The following is a 16643-nucleotide window of genomic DNA, read 5'->3' as shown; positions in this document are numbered from 1 at the left end:
CTTTCTGGTCGCTTTGGTCAGCCACTGAATCTCCCTATATTCAATTTAAAATACCAGTGAGCGACAAGTGAAACATTTACAACAATCCTAACAATTCATCAGACCAAGTCGTAATCATCTAAATGGAATACCTCTTAAATATCCTTTCGTGGTCTTGATTTATACAAAGCTACACCATACATAGTTAGTTCATGTTATACAATTTTCGAAGTGATTTGTAAAATTTTAAGGAAAGCCACTTGTAATCATAAAAGAGCTTGCCGCTCTTTTTTTTACAACGAAATGCGCTATTTTTGAATTTTATAACAATACGATACTATGTCTTTAAATACTAGTAAAATAAAAACTTTATGGCGATTGATTAAGCAATCTCTGAAAGGGGAAGAGCACGATTATACACAGGGAAATGTAAAAGTGGCGATCCTTTTATTGTCTATTCCGATGATATTAGAGTTGAGTTTGGAATCTGTTTTTGCGGTGGTTGATATTTATTTTGTGGGTCATTTGCCCAATGCCGATGTCGCTGTTGCCACGGTTGGTCTTACCGAAGCTGTCATCTCTTTAGTTTATACTTTGGGAATCGGTCTGAGTACAGGAGCCACGGCCATTGTCGCACGGCGTGTGGGTGAAAAAGAGGTTGATGAAGCTTCCAAATCGGGAGCGCAGGCGATTACCATTTCCTTGCTTATTGCGATAGTAGTTGCTTGTTTGGGAGTTTATTTTGCTTCGGATATTTTGTCGCTAATGGGAGCAAAGCCCGAAGTTATAGCTGAAGGGACGTCGTTTGCCCAAATTATTTTTTCCAGTAGTCCCGCCATTATTTTACTATTTCTGATTAACGGGATTTTTCGAGGTGCTGGAGATGCCGCTATGGCGATGCGCAGTCTTTGGTTAGCCAGTATCATCAACATCATTTTATGCCCGGTACTGATTTATGGCGTAGGCCCTTTTCCTGAATTAGGATTGGTGGGTGCTGCTATTGCTACAGCTATTGGAAGAACAACAGGCGTAGTGTATCAATGCTATCATTTGTTTGCGAAAAACAGAGTGATCAAGATATACCGCAGTTATTTCAAGCCCAATTTTGAAATCATTAAATCGTTGTTAGGTATTGCTACTCCGGCGATGTTTCAGTTTTTCATACAGAGTGGCAGTTGGATAGTACTGACGTATATTGTTTCGGTGACCGGTAGCACCGATGCCAGTGCCGGCTATCAGATTGCGATTCGAAATGTGGTCTTTTTTATTTTACCCGCTTGGGGATTAAGTAATGCGGCAGCAACCTTGGTGGGTCAGAACCTAGGTGCCAAACAACCCAAAAGAGCCGAGCAAAGCGTGCTGCTGACGACCAAATACAATATCATTTTTATGAGTATCGTAACCCTGCTGTTTGTATGCTTTTCAGAATTTATCATTAGTTTGTATACTTCTGATGCCGAGATTTTGGCTTATGGAAGTCAGGCACTCCGCATCATTGGTTTTGGGTATGTGTTTTATGGTATCGGTATGGTCATGATACAATCGCTAAACGGTGCGGGCGATACCAAAACCCCAACATGGATTAACATCTTTACCTTTTGGGTAATTCAGATACCTTTAGCTTGGTTATTGGCTGTTCATCTAGCTATGGGACCTGTAGGTTCTTTTATTGCCATTCCTGCAGCGGAAACCGTTTTGGCTCTGTTGGCGTTCTATTTCTTTAAGAAAGGAAAATGGAAGACCATTCAGGTATAGTTTTTAAGGCTTTCAAAAAATTAAATAAAATTTACGTTATTCATTTGCGGATTTAATAGTATTGGCTATATTTGCACCCACAAAAAAGGCCTCGTGGCGCAACTGAATAGCGCATCTGATTACGGCTCAGAAGGTTACTGGTTTGAATCCAGTCGAGGTCACGAATGAATTCCATGAAACAAAAAAAAAATGACAAGTTTACTTGATCATTTTTTTTGTTTTAGGGAATTTTCAAAGCGGAGCTTTGCTGGAAGCACGTAGTGAATCCAGAGGTTATCTTTGGATGAGAAATGACAAGTTTACTTGATCATTTTTTTTGATTTAGGAAATTCTCAAAGCGGAGCTTTGCTGGAAGCACGTAGTGAATCCAGAGGTTATCTTTGGATGAGAAATGACAAGTTTACTTGATCATTTTTTTTGTTTTAGGGAATTTTCAAAGCGGAGCTTTGCTGGAAGCACATAGTGAATCCAGAGGTTATCTTTGGATGAAAAATGACAAGTTTACATGATCATTTTTTTTGTTTTATGGAATTATCAAAGCGGAGCTTTGCTGGAAGAACCTAGTGAATCCAAAGGTTATCTTTGAAGGAGAAATGACAAGTTTACTTGATCATTTTTTTGTTTTAAGGAATTTTTAAAGCGAATTTTGCTTAGTTCTCGGCTTTTCTGTTGAATTTACTTTTTAAAAAAGCGGCGCCAATTTTAATTAAATAGGCTGCCAAGAGACCGATAATCAACCCGCTGACAAAACCGATTAGAGCTCCAGCAAGTAACGCTGTGGATTGCGACCACCAATGAACAATTTTATTGAGAAACCAAAAAGTAATAGTACCAAACACCGTCGTTGCAATTGTCGAAAAAATGAGAACAAAACTTCTAAATCCCGCTGTAATCGATTTTTTATGAATGCTGATAAGGACTGAGGTGGACAAGGCACCAACGGCAATAAATCCAAAAACAATAAGCAACGATAGTATTACGATTAGGATACAGATACCAATGAAAATAAGCCCTAAAAGTAGAATGCCGAATAAAAAAATATTAAATTCTTCGTCTTCAGCAATTTGAGTTTGTAACCTAACCAGTTGAAAATTGGACAAGCTATTTTGAATGAAAGGCAGATAAGTTATGATGAAGTTTAGCATATAAATAGTGTTGTACTGAAAAAAATGTAATTATTCTAATGCACTATCATCTTAAACGAGAAGGCATTACTATAAGCTCTTTTATACTTTTTCGGAAGCTCTTAAAGCTCTGGTTGTTATAAAATACCGCCAACCGATAATTGCCATTTGCCATTTATTTGCTTTTGCCAAATCGAGTTGATGTTTGGAAAAGCTAGGTAAAAGGAGTTTGTTGAGTTTAGCAAGAAGTTGGTACATGACTTTATTTTAGGTAAAAGTATAAAAAAAAAGCAAGTCCATTGGACTTGCTTTTTTATATTAGGCTTTCTGTGTTTTCAGACTTGATTTGGCTTTTTCAATTTCTTTCTTGGCGTTTTCGAATTCCTCTTTAGCCTTTTGCATTTCCTCTTTGGCTTTCAGCAACTCTTCTTTAGCGCTCTCCATCTCTGATTTTGATTTTTTGTTAGGTTTGCTAAACGACTGCTGCGACATCATTTCGTCAATTTGCTGCTGCATTTTTTTCATTTGCTCGTCAAAATTTCCGAAGCCGTTTTCTCCAAAGCCGGAGAAAGATTCCACTTTATTATTGTTTTTGATGTCTTCTAATTCTTCTTTAGTATAATCATCACCACCTTCTACAACATTACCATCTTGAAGTATAAGTGGTTTTTTACCCTCTTTTTTAATGATTATTTTAGAGCTAGATTGTCCGAAGGCATTGCCGTTAGGGAAGTCGAATTGAAATTGCTGTCCTGGCAAGCTGTCTCCGCTACCGTCAAAGGGAAATCCTTTCATCATATCGTTAGGAGTAAAGCCATAGGCAAAGGCATTTCCGTTGGTAAAACCTGCATCACTTGGTTCTCCAAATCCTACTTCATCATTCTGTTTGTAGAATTTGATGGTGTTGATTGGTTTAGTATTGTCCAAAGACAGACTTCCTTTACTGCCGCCTTTATCGGCATACGCTACTTTAATTGCTGTAATTTCTCCTTTGCCGTTTCGTTTTACATCCGAGTAGGAAATAGTTACGCCGTGTTCTTTTAGCGCTGCAATATCGTCATTCATTTCACTCTCAGGCGTGTTTTTATTCCACGTCATATAAATGTTGTCATTCGAGGCAACAGATGATTTTTGGTCTTGTGCAAAAAGGGCACAGTGCCCTAATGTGATGAATAGCAGTGAATACAAGAATCTATTTTTCATAACCTTCAAATTTTTTAAAAATTATACTATTGATTTACTGTCGCAAACTTAAAATAATTCGTTTTTTTTGAAAAAAAGGTTTTGCAATTTTTTAACTATTTTTTGCCGTCTTTATTGAGGTCAGCTTTGGCTTTTTCATACTCGGCTTTTGCGGCCTGCATTTCGACTTTTGCTTTGATCATTTCGTCTTTAGCTCTTCTCATCTCAGCTTTGGCAGCTTCCATTTCGGGTCTTGACTCGTCTAGCGCTGCTCGGGCTTTTGCCATACCTGCTCTTGCAACTTCCATTTGTTTTTGCATCATGGGACGCATTTTCTTCATTTGGATGTTGGCATTGGCCATGGCTTCCGACTTAATCTTCATGATGTCCTGTCCGTTGATAAAAATTTGTTGTTCCTCGCCATCAGAAGAAGAGGAGAAGCTAAAATTTCGTCCTTTACCGGCGCCATATTTTTTTATCGCTTCTTCGATTTCTTTATCATCAGAAAGTACTTTACCGTTGATGATTACTACCGGTTTTTTATTCCCGTCAGTTTTGATAACTACATGCGATTTTTGAGAGTTTTTCCGCGAACGTACTTCTGGAACTTCTGGAACTTCTGGAACTTCTGGAACTTCTGGTGCCTCCGGAGCCTCTGGAGCTTCTGCAACTTCCGGTAATTCTGGAATTTCTGGAACTTCTGGAACATCAAAATCCATATCAAAATTGAAATTAAAGTTACCGGCAACATCAATACTGTCGTCAACGGTTATAGCTACAGGTGCATCAGGGTCTTGATTGTTACTATTGGCGGCGTAAACACGCAACTGTTTTGGTTGTCTAAAACCTATACCGCTACCATTTTTATAGAATTGGATTGGTTTTATAGGCTCATTGCCTTCTACATGAGAAACGCCTTTATTACCCTCTTTATCCTTGAATTCTAACTTAATTCCAGTGATTTCTCCGCTACTGTTTCTTTTAACTTTCGAGTATTTTAAGGTAATTCCTTTATCTTTCATTTGGGAAGCATACGCTTTCAATTCGGCATCAGTCGAGTTCTTATCGACTACTACTCGTACTGAGTTGTTGTTCTGTAAGCTCTTAGTATAGTTTCCGGTTTCTTTTTCCTGCGCAATGATTTTAATCTGAAATAAAATGACAAAGGCCAGTAAGGCAGGAAGAATGATGGCGTACTTCCAAGAGTTTCTTTTATGCGATTGATTTTTGTTTAACATGATGATTCGTTTTTTGATTAATGATTGATAAAAATTATTGGTTAATGATAAGCAGCTTTGATTAGAAACTACTTTTACTAAAGTACGTTGGTAGGATTTTTTGTCTTCGAGTTGTGCCATCGCTTTTTGGTCGGCTATGTATTCCAAATTTTGAGTGATTGCTTTTTTATAAAGCCATACAAAGGGATTGAACCAAAAAAGGACACAGAAAGACTTGGCTACCAAAACATCTATCGAATGGCGCTCCTGACTGTGAATTTTTTCGTGTAATAGAATGCTTTCCAATTCTTCCTTCGAATACAAATCAGCATTAAAAACAATATAATTAAAGAATGAAAAAGGGGCTATGTTATCATTTAGGTTAATTAGTTTAAATTTTTCATTTTGAATTACTTGATGTTTATAGATGAGTCGGAATAAGGAAGTGAAATTCAACAATATTTTAACTACTAATATGCAAGCTATAATAGTGTAACTCATGCAGATAAACTGCATCCAATCAAAAGGCTCCGGCATAGGAACTTCCTTTACTATTGTTGTCGTTGTTTGAGAATAGGCAACCAAATCCTCTTGAGTGTATTTCGGCTTTTCTACCATTACAATTTTTGTAATGACAAAAAATGGCAAGAGAAGCGACGTGAATAAACCACTTAAGAGAAACCAACGATTACTATTGAAAAAGGTTTCCTTTCGTACCAAAAAATGATACGCAAGATAGAAAACCATAATCAAGGCACTCGATTTTAGCAGGTAAATTACTATCGCATCCATAGCTGGTTTGTTTTACTTTGTTGAAACAATCATTTTATAAATAGGCTTTCCTTTAACATCCATGTCATTTTCAGTAACTACTTTGATATTTTTGATTTTGGAAAGATTCATACTTTCTAAGGCAAGTCTGGGATTTTTTTGCTGTGCGCCATTGAAGATTAAAATAGGAAAACTATCGGTAAATTGAACCGCAGGATAGCCGGGAATTTTCATGTTGAATCGGTCAAATACTACCACTTCATCACCGTTTTCAAGGGTAAAAATACTAGGCGCATTTTGTTTTGGCACTGCTGGTTTAGTTGTCCAGTTGGTCGTTATTACAACTACTTCTCCTTTGTCTTGTGCTCCATATTGTTGTAAGGAAACAGGATCTTTTAAGATTTCAATTTTTTCTAATCCTTTTGGGTCCAACTCATTTAAGAATTCTTTGTCGTATCGGTCGCCATCTACATAAATCAGCGCGTCGTCTTTAATAGATTCAATGGTTACGATTTTATTTTCAAGAATAGGGTCTGCAGGCTTTACTATCATTTCCGGGTTGTCATAGAAGCCGATGCTGTTTTTACCGTCTGGAGTTTTACTGACTTTAAAGAAAATAGGACGTATAGGAATGGTTCGGTCTTGTTCTACCTTCCCAACATTCCCTTTATTATCGTTAAAGGTCATTTTGACAGCAATGATTTCACCATTACTATTTCTTTTTAATTTCGATACCGTTAAGTCGATGTTATGACTGTCTTTTAGGTCTTTTACATTACTTTTAATTTCGTTGTCTGACGAAATTTTATCGAAGATATACGCTACATCGGATTCATTTACTGAGGGTGTGGTTTCGCAAAGCGGAATAACCTCTACGGTAAGATTGGATTTTGAAGCCGTTCGGATGACTTCGGAGGCAAATTTGTCTCGGGCGATTACTTTCACCTGAAACAATAATACAAAGGCAATAAGTACCGGAATAACAACGGCAAACTTTACATAACTAGTGCTGCGGGATTGATTTTTGTTGAGCATAACGATTCGTTTTTTGATTAATGATTGATAAAAATGATTGGTAATAGGGAGGCAGTTTTGATTAGAAACTACTTTGAGTAAGGCATGTTGGTACGATTTTTTATCCGCTAGTTGCTGAATGGCTTTTTGATCGGCAATATATTCTAGGTTTTGGGTAATGGCTTTTTTGTAGAGCCACATAAACGGATTAAACCAAAAGACAGCACAAAGTGATTCGGCAACCAAAACGTCTATCGAATGCTTTTCGCGACTGTGTATCTTCTCGTGTAAAAAGATGCTTTTAAGCTCTTCACTCGAATACAAATCGGCGTTGCATACAATATAGTTAAAGAACGAAAATGGCGCTATGTTATCATTTAGATTAACTACTTTAAATTGCTTGTCTTTAACAATTTGCTGTTTGTGAAGCATTCGATACAGTGAAATCAAATTAAGCACAATTTTAACCACTAGAGTACACGCAATGATGAGATAACTAATCCAAATAAATTGCATCCAATCAAATGCTTCAACAGCAGGAATATTTTTTATTATGGTAATCGGTTGTTGAGTCAGAACCGGAACGTTTTGAACGGCAATTTTAGGTCGGGTTATCCAAATAGTTTTCTCTAAAAAATACAAAGGCAATAGGAGCGAGGTCAGTAATCCACTTAATAAAAACCAGCGATTGCTATTGAAAAAGGTTTCTTTTCGTACCAAGAAATGATACGCCAAATAAAACACAGCGATCAATCCACTTGATTTTAATAGATAAAGGAATACTGTTTCCATACTTTATTATTTTTTGTTCTCAATAATCGCCAAAATCTCTCTTAATTCATCTGCAGAAATTTTTTCATCTTCTGCAAAGAATGACACCATATTTTTATAAGAGCTATTAAAATACGTATCAATTGCTGTTTTCATAAAGCGCTTTCTGTACTCTTCCATTTTGATAATAGGGAAGTACTGATGCGTGTTTCCAAAGGCATTGTGTGAAACAAAACCTTTTTCTTCCAAATTTCTTATGATAGTGGATAGTGTGTTGTAGTGCGGCTGTTCTTCTGTAATTTCAGCCATGACCTCTTTTACGAAAGCTTTTTTTAGCTTCCATAAAATTTGCATGATTTCCTCTTCCTTGTTCGTTAACTTTTGCATAGTAGTTTAATTTGAAATCAAACGTACAACTATATTTTTAGTTACACAACTATTTTTATAGTTATTTAACTATTTTTTTCGTAACCAAGAGGAATATGATTGTAAAATATTGAATTACAGTGTTTTATTTTCTTTCTGAATAAGTTTGAAAACCCAAATTCCCGAAAGCGTTCCGAGTAGGCCCAAAATTCCCATAAACAGCCAGTTCATTTGGTAAGCATATGCACTGCCGTAAGGTTTGCTATAATAATCAATAATTCCCATGCCCACTTTGGCGCTGAGGATGTGCGCTAAACTGAAGCTCATGGTATAAATGGCCATATAGCGTCCTTCATGTCCTTTTGGTGCTCGACTCAGTGCAACGGAATTAGAGAACGGAAACGCAAACATTTCGCCAAAAGTCATAAACAGCATCATGATGACTAATATGCCTGCCCAAGTGTTGATGAGCATCAGGAATAAACTTATCGCCATCAGCAAGCAGCCCACGGCAACCACTTTGACTTTACTGATTTTATGACGTTCGATATAACTCACCAAAGGCATTTCCATAAAAAAGATAATGAGTCCATTCATCGTAAGTAAAATACCAGTTTGAAATTCGGTCAAGTTAAATTGCTCTTTGTGATAGAGTGGAATCGTGGTAAATACTTGAAAGAACAGTATTCCTGAAACCAGACAGCTGAATAAGAAAACCCAGAATGGTCTGTCTTTAAAAACAGAGTCAGTCAATATTTCTCCAGGATGCTCCTTGTCTCTAAAGGCTGTTTTTTTCTTTTCTTTTACTTTGAGCCAAAAGATCAGAATGGCGATGATACAAGTGGCACCGTCAATCCAAAACAATCCGGCATATCCGACACTCATGATGATTAAGCCTCCAAATGCAGGTCCGGCTGCAAAACCAAGATTAATAGCTAAACGCACTAAGGTCAGGGCACGGGTTCTATTTTCGGGAGTAGCATACGCGCCAAGCGATACAAACATGGCAGGGCGATACATGTCAGCAACCACCATAATCAAAAACATACCAATACAAAGACCGACAAAACTAGTAACAAACTGTATGGCAAAAAGCATCAGTCCACTGACCAATAAACTAAAAATCATGATTTTGTAAAAACCAATCTTATCCGAAAGTTTCCCGCCAAGCCAAGAACCAAGTATAGAACCGAATCCGAAGCACACCATAATCCAACCCACTTCGCTATACGAAAAATGCAAATCTTCCTTTAAATACTTTGATAAGAAAGGCAAGACCATCGTCCCAGCGCGGTTGATAAAAGTAATGAGTGTGAGTATCCATATTTCTCTCGAAAACCCTCTGAAATTATTGATGTAGCGTTGTGAAGCGGCTTTTAGCATTGATTTTTGATTGATGAAACAAAGTTACAAAGTTTTTAGGACTAGAGGATGGGGAATAGACTAATAGATAATAGACTAATAGATAATAGACTAATAGATAATAGATAATAGATAATAGATAATAGATAATAGATAATAGATAATAGATAATAGATAATAGACTAATAGATAATAGATAATAGATAATAGACAATAGACATATAAGTATCTTCCAACTTCCAACTTCTATCTTTCAATTTTCAAATCATCAAATACCAACTTCCTTTCTATTTTTTACCCTATTTTTGTTGAAAACAGTTTTATGAAAAAACTACTTTCTTTTGTTTTAGTGTTTCACAGCTTTTTGCTATTGGCTCAGGAAGTGCCTTTTGAAACTTCTAAAGCTTTTCAGGAAAATTTGGATAGGGAATATGCCGATCGTGCTGAAAGTCCGCTTACGGATGCTGATTTCAAAACCTTTAAGGGACTCGATTTTTATCCTATCAACGAAAAGTACATCGTGAATGCTCAATTTATCCGAACACCAGATGCCAAAGTATTTAAGATGAAAACTACGGGTACACGGTTACCGGAATATGTCAAATATGGCGAACTCCATTTTAGTATCGATGGAAAAGCGTTGCGACTGAATGTCTTTCAAAACATCGATTTGATTAAGAAAGAAGGCTATGCGGATTATCTTTTTTTGCCGTTCTCTGATTTGACCTGTGGGAAGCAAAGCTATATTGGTGGTCGATACATTGACTTGAAGATTCCAAAAGGCGATACTATTATTATCGATTTTAACAAGGCTTATAACCCGTATTGTGCTTATAACTCGAAATATTCTTGTCCGCTTGTGCCTTTAGAAAATGACTTGGATATCGAAATAAGAGCTGGTGTAATGAAATTCCACGACTGATGCCATGCTATAATTTACATACCCACAAAGTAACGCAAGATGCTGATACCGTAGCCTTGGTGAATCAGTATCCGTGGGAGTTTGATGCCTCGATTCCGCTTTATTCTATAGGAATTCATCCCTGGTATATCAGCAAAGAACGCTTGGAAAGTGATTTAAAACTGATAGAGGAGAAACTCGCACTCAAAGAATGTCTTGCCTTGGGTGAATGTGGATTAGACAAGCGCATTGAAGTACCTATGGCGTTACAGATAGAAGTTTATGAGAAACAAATCGATTTGTCCGAAAAATATCAAAAGCCTTTGGTACTGCATTTGGTCGCGGCTTTTGACGAGCTTTTGGCTCTTAAGAAGCAAAAGAATATTTCAGTGCCCATGATCATCCACGGCTTTTCTAAAAACGAGCAGGTTGCACAGCAATTACTGGATGCTGGTTTTTATCTTTCCTTTGGAAAATATTTATTGCGAAATCCCGAATTGAAAGAAGTTTTTCAATCGATTCCCAACGACCGTTTCTTTCTCGAAACAGATACTATCGAGGAATCGCTCAACGAAGTCTATGCTCTTGCAGCAGATTATAAAATGATGTCCATGACTGAAATGAAGTCAACCGTTGCAGCCAATTGGAACCACGTTTTTGGAATATAGGCTTCGTTCGTATAGATAAAATAAATTTGCTATCGTTTTCTTCTAGAATGTTTAAGGCAAATGAATGTAAACTCGCTTTTCAAGTTTTTGTAGCTTGTTGTTTTGGTTTACTTTTAAATCTCTTGTCAATGAGTTTTTAGGGTATATGACTCCGAGATTTAATCATCGTTGGAGTTGTTATGTAATCCAATTTGTATATTAGCAGAGGTAGGTAAGTTATTATACATATCTGCTCGTTAGTGGCTATTATTCCCCAAAACCGGAAACAAAAATTGAAAATGAAACATATAATTTATCTAATAGTTTTTCTCACTGCTTCTATTAGTTTCGCTCAAGAAAATAAACATTTCGGAAAATGGTCTGGAATAAACAATCATGGAAATACAGCAAGTATTATTCTTGACAAAAACAATTTTGTAGTTTTTATAGAACAAAAAGAAACTTATGGCGGTGAAAACTTTACATTAAAAGGGAAAAACTACATGTATAAGTATGAAATAGATTATTCAAAAAATCCTCTACAAATAGATTTTGTCCTATCTGAAAAAGATACTGGAGTAGAAACACATCGGGTTAAATCAATTATTAGATTTATAGATGAAAATACAATAGAAATCAGAAATAACAAAGATGAAAACTCAAAGCGTCCAAAAAAATTCACTGGAAAAACAAGTGAAGATACAATGCTATTCAAAAGAGAAGAATCATAACAGCCACTAACAGCCGTGTGGCGCAATGGCTGGTTTAGTTGTTCTTAGCCGGAAACTACTCAAAAGCAAAATTGTTTATATTTACAAATAACTATAAAGTTGCCGCTTCTGCGTGATGCAGCGGAACGTTGGCAGAAATACATATCAAAAACCAGAAAATCAACTCTAATAATAACAATGACAGAAACCGACAAATTATCTTTATTTTTTAGTAATGAGTTTCCTTTTAATAAAGAAGGTTTAGAAGAATTTGTAAATACTTTTGTAATTAAATCATACAAAAAGGGGCAAACTATTCTAAAAAGCGGCGATACCGAAAACGAACTTCGATTTTTAGACCAAGGTATCATTCGGGAATATTATGCCACCAACGATAGAGAAAAAAACATCAATTTTTATACAGATGCAGGTTTTACAACCGACTTTTCTTCGTTTACTAATAGCACACAAACAAAAAAAAATCAAGAATGTTTGACGGATGTAGATTTGAGGGTTTTATCCAAAGAAACATTTCTGACTTTTACCAACCAATACCAATGCGGAAAACAATTTATTGAAACTATTTTCCAACGAATCGTTGTTACTAAAGAAGCCTCAGAATTTAACCAATTTGTAAACACAGCGGAAGAGTTATATCTCGATGTTATCAAGACCAAACCGGATTGGTTACTTCAAATTCCGCAATACCATATTGCTTCCTATTTGGGAATTACGCCCGAAACATTGAGTAGAATTAGAAAAAGAATTTAATTTATTGATTTCAATCATTGGAATCAATTGTAGCATTGAGCAACTTTGTACTTTCAATTTAAAATACAGAATAATGAAAGTACATCATTTGCGCAACGCAACTATGATCATCGAAACAGCAGATAAAGTCATTTTAGTTGACCCAATTCTTGGAAAAAAAGGAACCGCTGGACCAACTTTTACACTTTTCCGATTCAAGCCACAACGAAATCCTATTATAGATTTACCAAGCAATGCAATGGATATCGTTGAAAAAGCTACACATTGCTTAGTAACGCATCTCCATCCGGATCATTTAGACAAGGAAGCGGAGCATTTTCTTCGCTCTAAACAAATTCCTGTTATTTGTAGCATAAAAGACGAAGCTACTTTAAGGAAGAAAGGATTAAATGTTTCCCAAACAGTTGAATATTGGAAAGAAAGTTCTTTTTTAGGCGGAAAAATTCAAGGTATTCCTGCAGTTCATGGGTACGGATTTATTGCAAAACCAATGGGAAATGTAATGGGCTTTTACATCGAATTACCCAATGAAAAAACAATTTACTTAAGTGCGGACACCATTTATACCTATGACGTTCACAAAGTCTTGATACAATTGAAACCCGATATTGCCGTTGCAGCTTGCGGAACAGCGCAATTAGATCTTTTTCAGCCTTTACTAATGCGAATAGACGACATTTTAAAATTCGTTAAAAACGCACCAAACAAAGTAATCGCCAATCATTTAGAAGCTGTAAATCATTGCCCGACAACAAGAAAACAATTAGAAGCAGAAGTTTCAAAAATTGGACTTTCTGACAAGGTTTTTATTCCAAATGATGGAGAAAGTAAAGTGTATTGATAAACTAAGTACAAATGATTTTATAGAAAAATAGCCAGTAAATCAATGTCATATTTTTTTTATATCATCAATGATTTGAAAGGGATTTAAAATTCTACACTTGTAATTGCTAATTTTGCAAAGCAGCAAAATATAAATACGAATTATAGAATTAAAGCTTAAAACAAGTACTATGTTAGAGAAAAATCAACTGTTGGAATACTTAAAACAATTCAATTTATTTACAGATAGTGAAATAAATGAATTTATAAGTTTAGCGACTATTTCTACGATAAAAAAAGGAGATTTTTTCATTAAACAAGATGAAATCTGTACCACGCTTTCCTTCGTGAATTTTGGTATTTTTAGATCATTTTATTATTCTAATAATGACGAAGAAATAACCTATTGTTTTACCTTTCCTAATACATTATTAGTGGCTTATTCTTCATTTATTACACAGAATAAATCAGAAGAAAATTTACAAGCTTTAACCGATTCTGAAATAATTTCAATTTCAAAAAAAGAATTAGAAAACCTTGCGGAATCAAACAATAAATGGTTGAATTTTTTAAAAATAATTGCTGAAAAAGAATATGTTGAACTCGAAAAATGGATATTTAATCATCAAAAATCCAACGCCCAAAAACGATATGTAGATTTGATAAACAACTATCCACAATTTGTGCAACAAATTCCACTTCACTACATAGCTTCCTATCTTGGAATTACTCAAAGACATTTAAGTAGAATAAGAGCATCGATTTAATTTTTAGACAAATGTCCTACGTTCTTAGTAGGGCAGGAGTGTAATTTTGCACTTCAATTAAAAATAATTAAATATATGAAAACAGTAATTTTAATAGGTGCTAATGGGAAAATGGGAAAAGCAGCACTTACAGGTTTAGGAAAACACAAAGTGATTACAGCTGGTCGTTCAAAAGACGGTTGCGACTACCAAGTTGACATTACCAGTGAAGAATCTTTGAGAAAATTATTCAAGGAGGTTGGCCACTTTGATGCAGTTGTGAATACAGTTGGCGTATGTGAATATGCAACCTTCGTGGAAATGACTGAAGCGCAATGGATGAATACAGTAATGAGTAAAATGATGGGGCAAATCAATATTGTTAGAATAGGTCAGGAATACATTGCTGATAAAGGTTCCTTTACGCTTATTACAGGTATACTAAATTTAAAGCCTATTCCTTTTGCTATTGCAGATGCAACTACAAGTGGTGCCATTGATACCTTTGTAAAATGTGTAGCCTTCGAAATGCCAAGAGGTATTCGTGTAAATTCAGTAAATCCAACAGTTTTAGCGGAGGCTTGGGATGTTTACGGCGATATGATGCCAGGATTTCAACCTGTACCAAGTGCATTGGTTGGTAAAGCGTTTGAGCGCTCGGTTGATGGATTTATTACTGGTCAAGTGATACTTGTTGATGCATAATTAACAAAAATTACAGCATATAGTCTTTTCAAAAAAGAAATTGACTATATGCTGTTTATTATAAAATAAAAAGAAAAATGGAATTAAAACTTTACCAAATTGACGCATTTACAGATACCGTTTTTGGTGGAAATCCTGCTTGTGTGGTGCCTCTTGACAATTGGTTATCAGACGACATTTTGTTGAAAATAACTAAAGAAAATGCCGTTGCAGAAACCGCTTTTTTTGTGGATAAAGGAGAAAAAATCCATTTGCGATGGTTTACGCCAGAAATTGAAATGGATTTGTGCGGTCACGCCACACTTGCAACAGCACATTGCTTAAAGACAATTTTAGATTACAAAAAAGATGAAATTGTTTTCGAAACAGTAAGTGGCGACTTAATTGTTAAAGTTGAAGATGGACTATACAAAATGGACTTCCCAGCAAGAATGCCTATTGCAGATACTTTACCCGAGACAATTTCAAAATCTTTAAATATCCAACCTAAGGAAATTTTGAAATCTAGAGATTATGTTTTGGTATATGAAAACGAAACAGAAATCAGAAACATAAAAATTGACCGACAGTTATTTGACCAAATCAACCTTGATCCAGGCGGAGTAATTGTAACAGCAATTGGAGATGAATGTGATTTTGTTTCTCGTTTTTTTACACCACAAGCTTCCATTTTAGAAGATCCTGTAACAGGTTCTGCTCATTGTTCTTTGGTGCCATTTTGGTCGAAAAGACTTGACAAAAAAGTACTTCATGGGCAACAAGTTTCGGAACGAATGGGAAAACTATATTGTGAAGACCAAGGAGACCGAGTTATTATTAGCGGAACAGCAAAAACCTATTCTGTTGGGAATTTTTGGATAGAATAAAACTAGCTCCAAAAGCAGTTTGTTACAATAGCTGTTTTTATCTTTCTTAGCGGGAAACTACTTAGTCGAATTTCACATATCTTTACAGCAAAACGTTAAATTATCACCTTTACCAAAAGCGTTGTAGATTGAGTGTAATTATAAAAATCAAAATATGAAAAGATTAAAATTGATGTTTGTTATGATTGTTTTCTTGCCAAATTTTATTTTTTGTCAAGATAGTTCGAATTACTCTAAAGTAAATACAAATACCGGAGTAGTAAAAATTCCAGGGAATTGGGAGCAATTAAATAAAATGGATGACTCTGGTCAAACGTATCTAAAAAATAAAGATGGAGTAATTATCGCCATCGCTCAAAATCCTAAAAAAGCATATTCTTTTTTTAAAAGCAATGTTTCAGATTTTGAAAACGTAAAATTATTTTACACTTGGGATTCTGACTACTACAAGGAAAATAAATTCAAAACAGCACTCCTCAAAGAAAATACTGAATTAGAGTATATAATTTGGAAGTATAATGACAAGAAACTCGATAATGTATTTCTATTTGGTTCGTCTAAAAGTAATTTTTTAAATCTTCTGGTTTATACAAATAATTGGAGCGAAGATGAAAAGATAATTTTTTTAGAAAATCTCTTTAAATTGAATAAGTAATTACGCTTAGTAGCCGACTGAAGAAATAGCAGGTTTTTCTTTGATGCGCCCCGCTCCACAATACCTATAGCTATCGGGATCAGACTTTAAGGTCTTATACTCCGTAAATAGATGCGTCGTTTTGAAAACTCCGCTTTAATTTTATAATGTTATAGTATTTGAAAAAGTTTGTTTGGTCACAAGCGAAGCCGAAATCTGAAGTAGCAACTGGCAAAGTTTGTGCACTCAAGTTGACTTTAATACCATTGGATAACATCGGTTTGATACAACCAGCATGTG

17 protein-coding genes and 1 tRNA gene are annotated in these 16643 nt (G+C 35.4%); 11 read left to right on the top strand and 7 right to left on the bottom strand.

What is annotated here, in order from left to right; genetic code table 11:
- Nucleotides 1-318 precede the first annotated feature (318 nt).
- Nucleotides 319-1734 (top strand): MATE family efflux transporter, encoded by a 1416-nt coding sequence (locus ACULEU_RS08230; protein WP_445452123.1) that lies wholly within the window; start codon nucleotides 319-321, stop codon nucleotides 1732-1734.
- A gap of 87 nt (nucleotides 1735-1821) precedes the next feature.
- Nucleotides 1822-1895, top strand: a tRNA-Arg gene (locus ACULEU_RS08225).
- Between the two features lie 489 nt (nucleotides 1896-2384).
- Here the strand turns inward: ACULEU_RS08225 and ACULEU_RS08220 are convergent.
- The 7 genes from ACULEU_RS08220 to ACULEU_RS08190 all read right to left on the bottom strand — a co-directional run bounded on the left by ACULEU_RS08220 (nucleotide 2385) and on the right by ACULEU_RS08190 (nucleotide 9562).
- Nucleotides 2385-2879: a hypothetical protein gene (locus ACULEU_RS08220; RefSeq protein WP_445452122.1), complete on the bottom strand. Its 495-nt coding sequence runs from the start codon at nucleotides 2877-2879 to the stop codon at nucleotides 2385-2387.
- Between the two features lie 81 nt (nucleotides 2880-2960).
- The gene (locus ACULEU_RS08215) at nucleotides 2961-3116 is read right to left on the bottom strand and encodes an SsrA-binding protein (protein WP_445452121.1); all 156 of its coding nucleotides are present in this window, start codon (nucleotides 3114-3116) and stop codon (nucleotides 2961-2963) included.
- A gap of 60 nt (nucleotides 3117-3176) precedes the next feature.
- Entirely contained in the window at nucleotides 3177-4061 is an 885-nt protein-coding gene (locus ACULEU_RS08210; RefSeq protein ID WP_445452120.1) for a coiled-coil domain-containing protein, read from the bottom strand.
- A 95-nt stretch (nucleotides 4062-4156) separates the two neighbouring features.
- Nucleotides 4157-6049 carry a M56 family metallopeptidase gene (locus ACULEU_RS08205; RefSeq protein WP_445452119.1) on the bottom strand — a complete coding sequence of 631 codons (1893 nt, stop codon included), beginning with the start codon at nucleotides 6047-6049 and terminating at the stop codon, nucleotides 4157-4159.
- 12 nt (nucleotides 6050-6061) lie between these two features.
- Entirely contained in the window at nucleotides 6062-7834 is a 1773-nt protein-coding gene (locus ACULEU_RS08200; RefSeq protein ID WP_445452118.1) for a M56 family metallopeptidase, read from the bottom strand.
- Nucleotides 7835-7840: 6 nt separating this feature from the next.
- Nucleotides 7841-8200: a BlaI/MecI/CopY family transcriptional regulator gene (locus ACULEU_RS08195; protein ID WP_445452117.1), complete on the bottom strand. Its 360-nt coding sequence runs from the start codon at nucleotides 8198-8200 to the stop codon at nucleotides 7841-7843.
- A gap of 114 nt (nucleotides 8201-8314) precedes the next feature.
- Nucleotides 8315-9562, bottom strand: a complete 1248-nt coding sequence (locus ACULEU_RS08190; protein WP_445452116.1) for an MDR family MFS transporter — start codon at nucleotides 9560-9562, stop codon at nucleotides 8315-8317.
- Between the two features lie 301 nt (nucleotides 9563-9863).
- Between ACULEU_RS08190 and ACULEU_RS08185 the strand changes: the two genes are divergently transcribed.
- The 9 genes from ACULEU_RS08185 (at nucleotide 9864) to ACULEU_RS08145 (ending at nucleotide 16364) form a co-directional block, all read left to right on the top strand.
- A complete protein-coding gene (locus tag ACULEU_RS08185) occupies nucleotides 9864-10463 on the top strand; it encodes a DUF1684 domain-containing protein (protein WP_445452115.1) in 600 nt (199 codons plus the stop codon).
- A complete protein-coding gene (locus ACULEU_RS08180) occupies nucleotides 10463-11110 on the top strand; it encodes a TatD family hydrolase (RefSeq protein ID WP_445452114.1) in 648 nt (215 codons plus the stop codon). The genes ACULEU_RS08185 and ACULEU_RS08180 overlap by 1 nt, the downstream gene beginning before the upstream one ends.
- Nucleotides 11111-11388: 278 nt before the next feature.
- Nucleotides 11389-11820 carry a hypothetical protein gene (locus ACULEU_RS08175; protein ID WP_445452113.1) on the top strand — a complete coding sequence of 144 codons (432 nt, stop codon included), beginning with the start codon at nucleotides 11389-11391 and terminating at the stop codon, nucleotides 11818-11820.
- A 177-nt stretch (nucleotides 11821-11997) separates the two neighbouring features.
- On the top strand, nucleotides 11998-12570 hold the full coding sequence (locus ACULEU_RS08170) for a Crp/Fnr family transcriptional regulator (RefSeq protein WP_445452112.1): 573 nt from the start codon (nucleotides 11998-12000) through the stop codon (nucleotides 12568-12570).
- A 73-nt stretch (nucleotides 12571-12643) separates the two neighbouring features.
- Nucleotides 12644-13411 carry an MBL fold metallo-hydrolase gene (locus ACULEU_RS08165; protein WP_445452111.1) on the top strand — a complete coding sequence of 256 codons (768 nt, stop codon included), beginning with the start codon at nucleotides 12644-12646 and terminating at the stop codon, nucleotides 13409-13411.
- A gap of 172 nt (nucleotides 13412-13583) precedes the next feature.
- Complete coding sequence (locus ACULEU_RS08160) at nucleotides 13584-14159, top strand: Crp/Fnr family transcriptional regulator (protein ID WP_445452110.1); 576 nt, start codon at nucleotides 13584-13586, stop codon at nucleotides 14157-14159.
- A gap of 75 nt (nucleotides 14160-14234) precedes the next feature.
- The gene (locus ACULEU_RS08155) at nucleotides 14235-14843 is read left to right on the top strand and encodes a short chain dehydrogenase (RefSeq protein WP_445452109.1); all 609 of its coding nucleotides are present in this window, start codon (nucleotides 14235-14237) and stop codon (nucleotides 14841-14843) included.
- A 77-nt stretch (nucleotides 14844-14920) separates the two neighbouring features.
- Nucleotides 14921-15709: a PhzF family phenazine biosynthesis protein gene (locus ACULEU_RS08150; protein WP_445452108.1), complete on the top strand. Its 789-nt coding sequence runs from the start codon at nucleotides 14921-14923 to the stop codon at nucleotides 15707-15709.
- A gap of 154 nt (nucleotides 15710-15863) precedes the next feature.
- Entirely contained in the window at nucleotides 15864-16364 is a 501-nt protein-coding gene (locus ACULEU_RS08145) for a hypothetical protein (RefSeq protein WP_445452107.1), read from the top strand.
- The last annotated feature ends 279 nt before the right edge of the window (nucleotides 16365-16643 follow it).

The sequence above is a fragment of the Flavobacterium sp. 25HG05S-40 genome (assembly GCF_052654735.1).
Note: the sequence above shows the minus strand (reverse complement) of the source record. Positions and strands in the feature narration are given on the sequence as shown.

Coding starts and splice junctions, on each gene's coding strand:
- ACULEU_RS08230 (WP_445452123.1), top strand. CDS start 319: ATGTCTTTAAATACTAGTAAAATAAAAACTTTATGGCGATTGATTAAG.
- ACULEU_RS08220 (WP_445452122.1), bottom strand. CDS start 2,879: ATGCTAAACTTCATCATAACTTATCTGCCTTTCATTCAAAATAGCTTG.
- ACULEU_RS08215 (WP_445452121.1), bottom strand. CDS start 3,116: ATGTACCAACTTCTTGCTAAACTCAACAAACTCCTTTTACCTAGCTTT.
- ACULEU_RS08210 (WP_445452120.1), bottom strand. CDS start 4,061: ATGAAAAATAGATTCTTGTATTCACTGCTATTCATCACATTAGGGCAC.
- ACULEU_RS08205 (WP_445452119.1), bottom strand. CDS start 6,049: ATGGATGCGATAGTAATTTACCTGCTAAAATCGAGTGCCTTGATTATG.
- ACULEU_RS08200 (WP_445452118.1), bottom strand. CDS start 7,834: ATGGAAACAGTATTCCTTTATCTATTAAAATCAAGTGGATTGATCGCT.
- ACULEU_RS08195 (WP_445452117.1), bottom strand. CDS start 8,200: ATGCAAAAGTTAACGAACAAGGAAGAGGAAATCATGCAAATTTTATGG.
- ACULEU_RS08190 (WP_445452116.1), bottom strand. CDS start 9,562: ATGCTAAAAGCCGCTTCACAACGCTACATCAATAATTTCAGAGGGTTT.
- ACULEU_RS08185 (WP_445452115.1), top strand. CDS start 9,864: ATGAAAAAACTACTTTCTTTTGTTTTAGTGTTTCACAGCTTTTTGCTA.
- ACULEU_RS08180 (WP_445452114.1), top strand. CDS start 10,463: ATGCCATGCTATAATTTACATACCCACAAAGTAACGCAAGATGCTGAT.
- ACULEU_RS08175 (WP_445452113.1), top strand. CDS start 11,389: ATGAAACATATAATTTATCTAATAGTTTTTCTCACTGCTTCTATTAGT.
- ACULEU_RS08170 (WP_445452112.1), top strand. CDS start 11,998: ATGACAGAAACCGACAAATTATCTTTATTTTTTAGTAATGAGTTTCCT.
- ACULEU_RS08165 (WP_445452111.1), top strand. CDS start 12,644: ATGAAAGTACATCATTTGCGCAACGCAACTATGATCATCGAAACAGCA.
- ACULEU_RS08160 (WP_445452110.1), top strand. CDS start 13,584: ATGTTAGAGAAAAATCAACTGTTGGAATACTTAAAACAATTCAATTTA.
- ACULEU_RS08155 (WP_445452109.1), top strand. CDS start 14,235: ATGAAAACAGTAATTTTAATAGGTGCTAATGGGAAAATGGGAAAAGCA.
- ACULEU_RS08150 (WP_445452108.1), top strand. CDS start 14,921: ATGGAATTAAAACTTTACCAAATTGACGCATTTACAGATACCGTTTTT.
- ACULEU_RS08145 (WP_445452107.1), top strand. CDS start 15,864: ATGAAAAGATTAAAATTGATGTTTGTTATGATTGTTTTCTTGCCAAAT.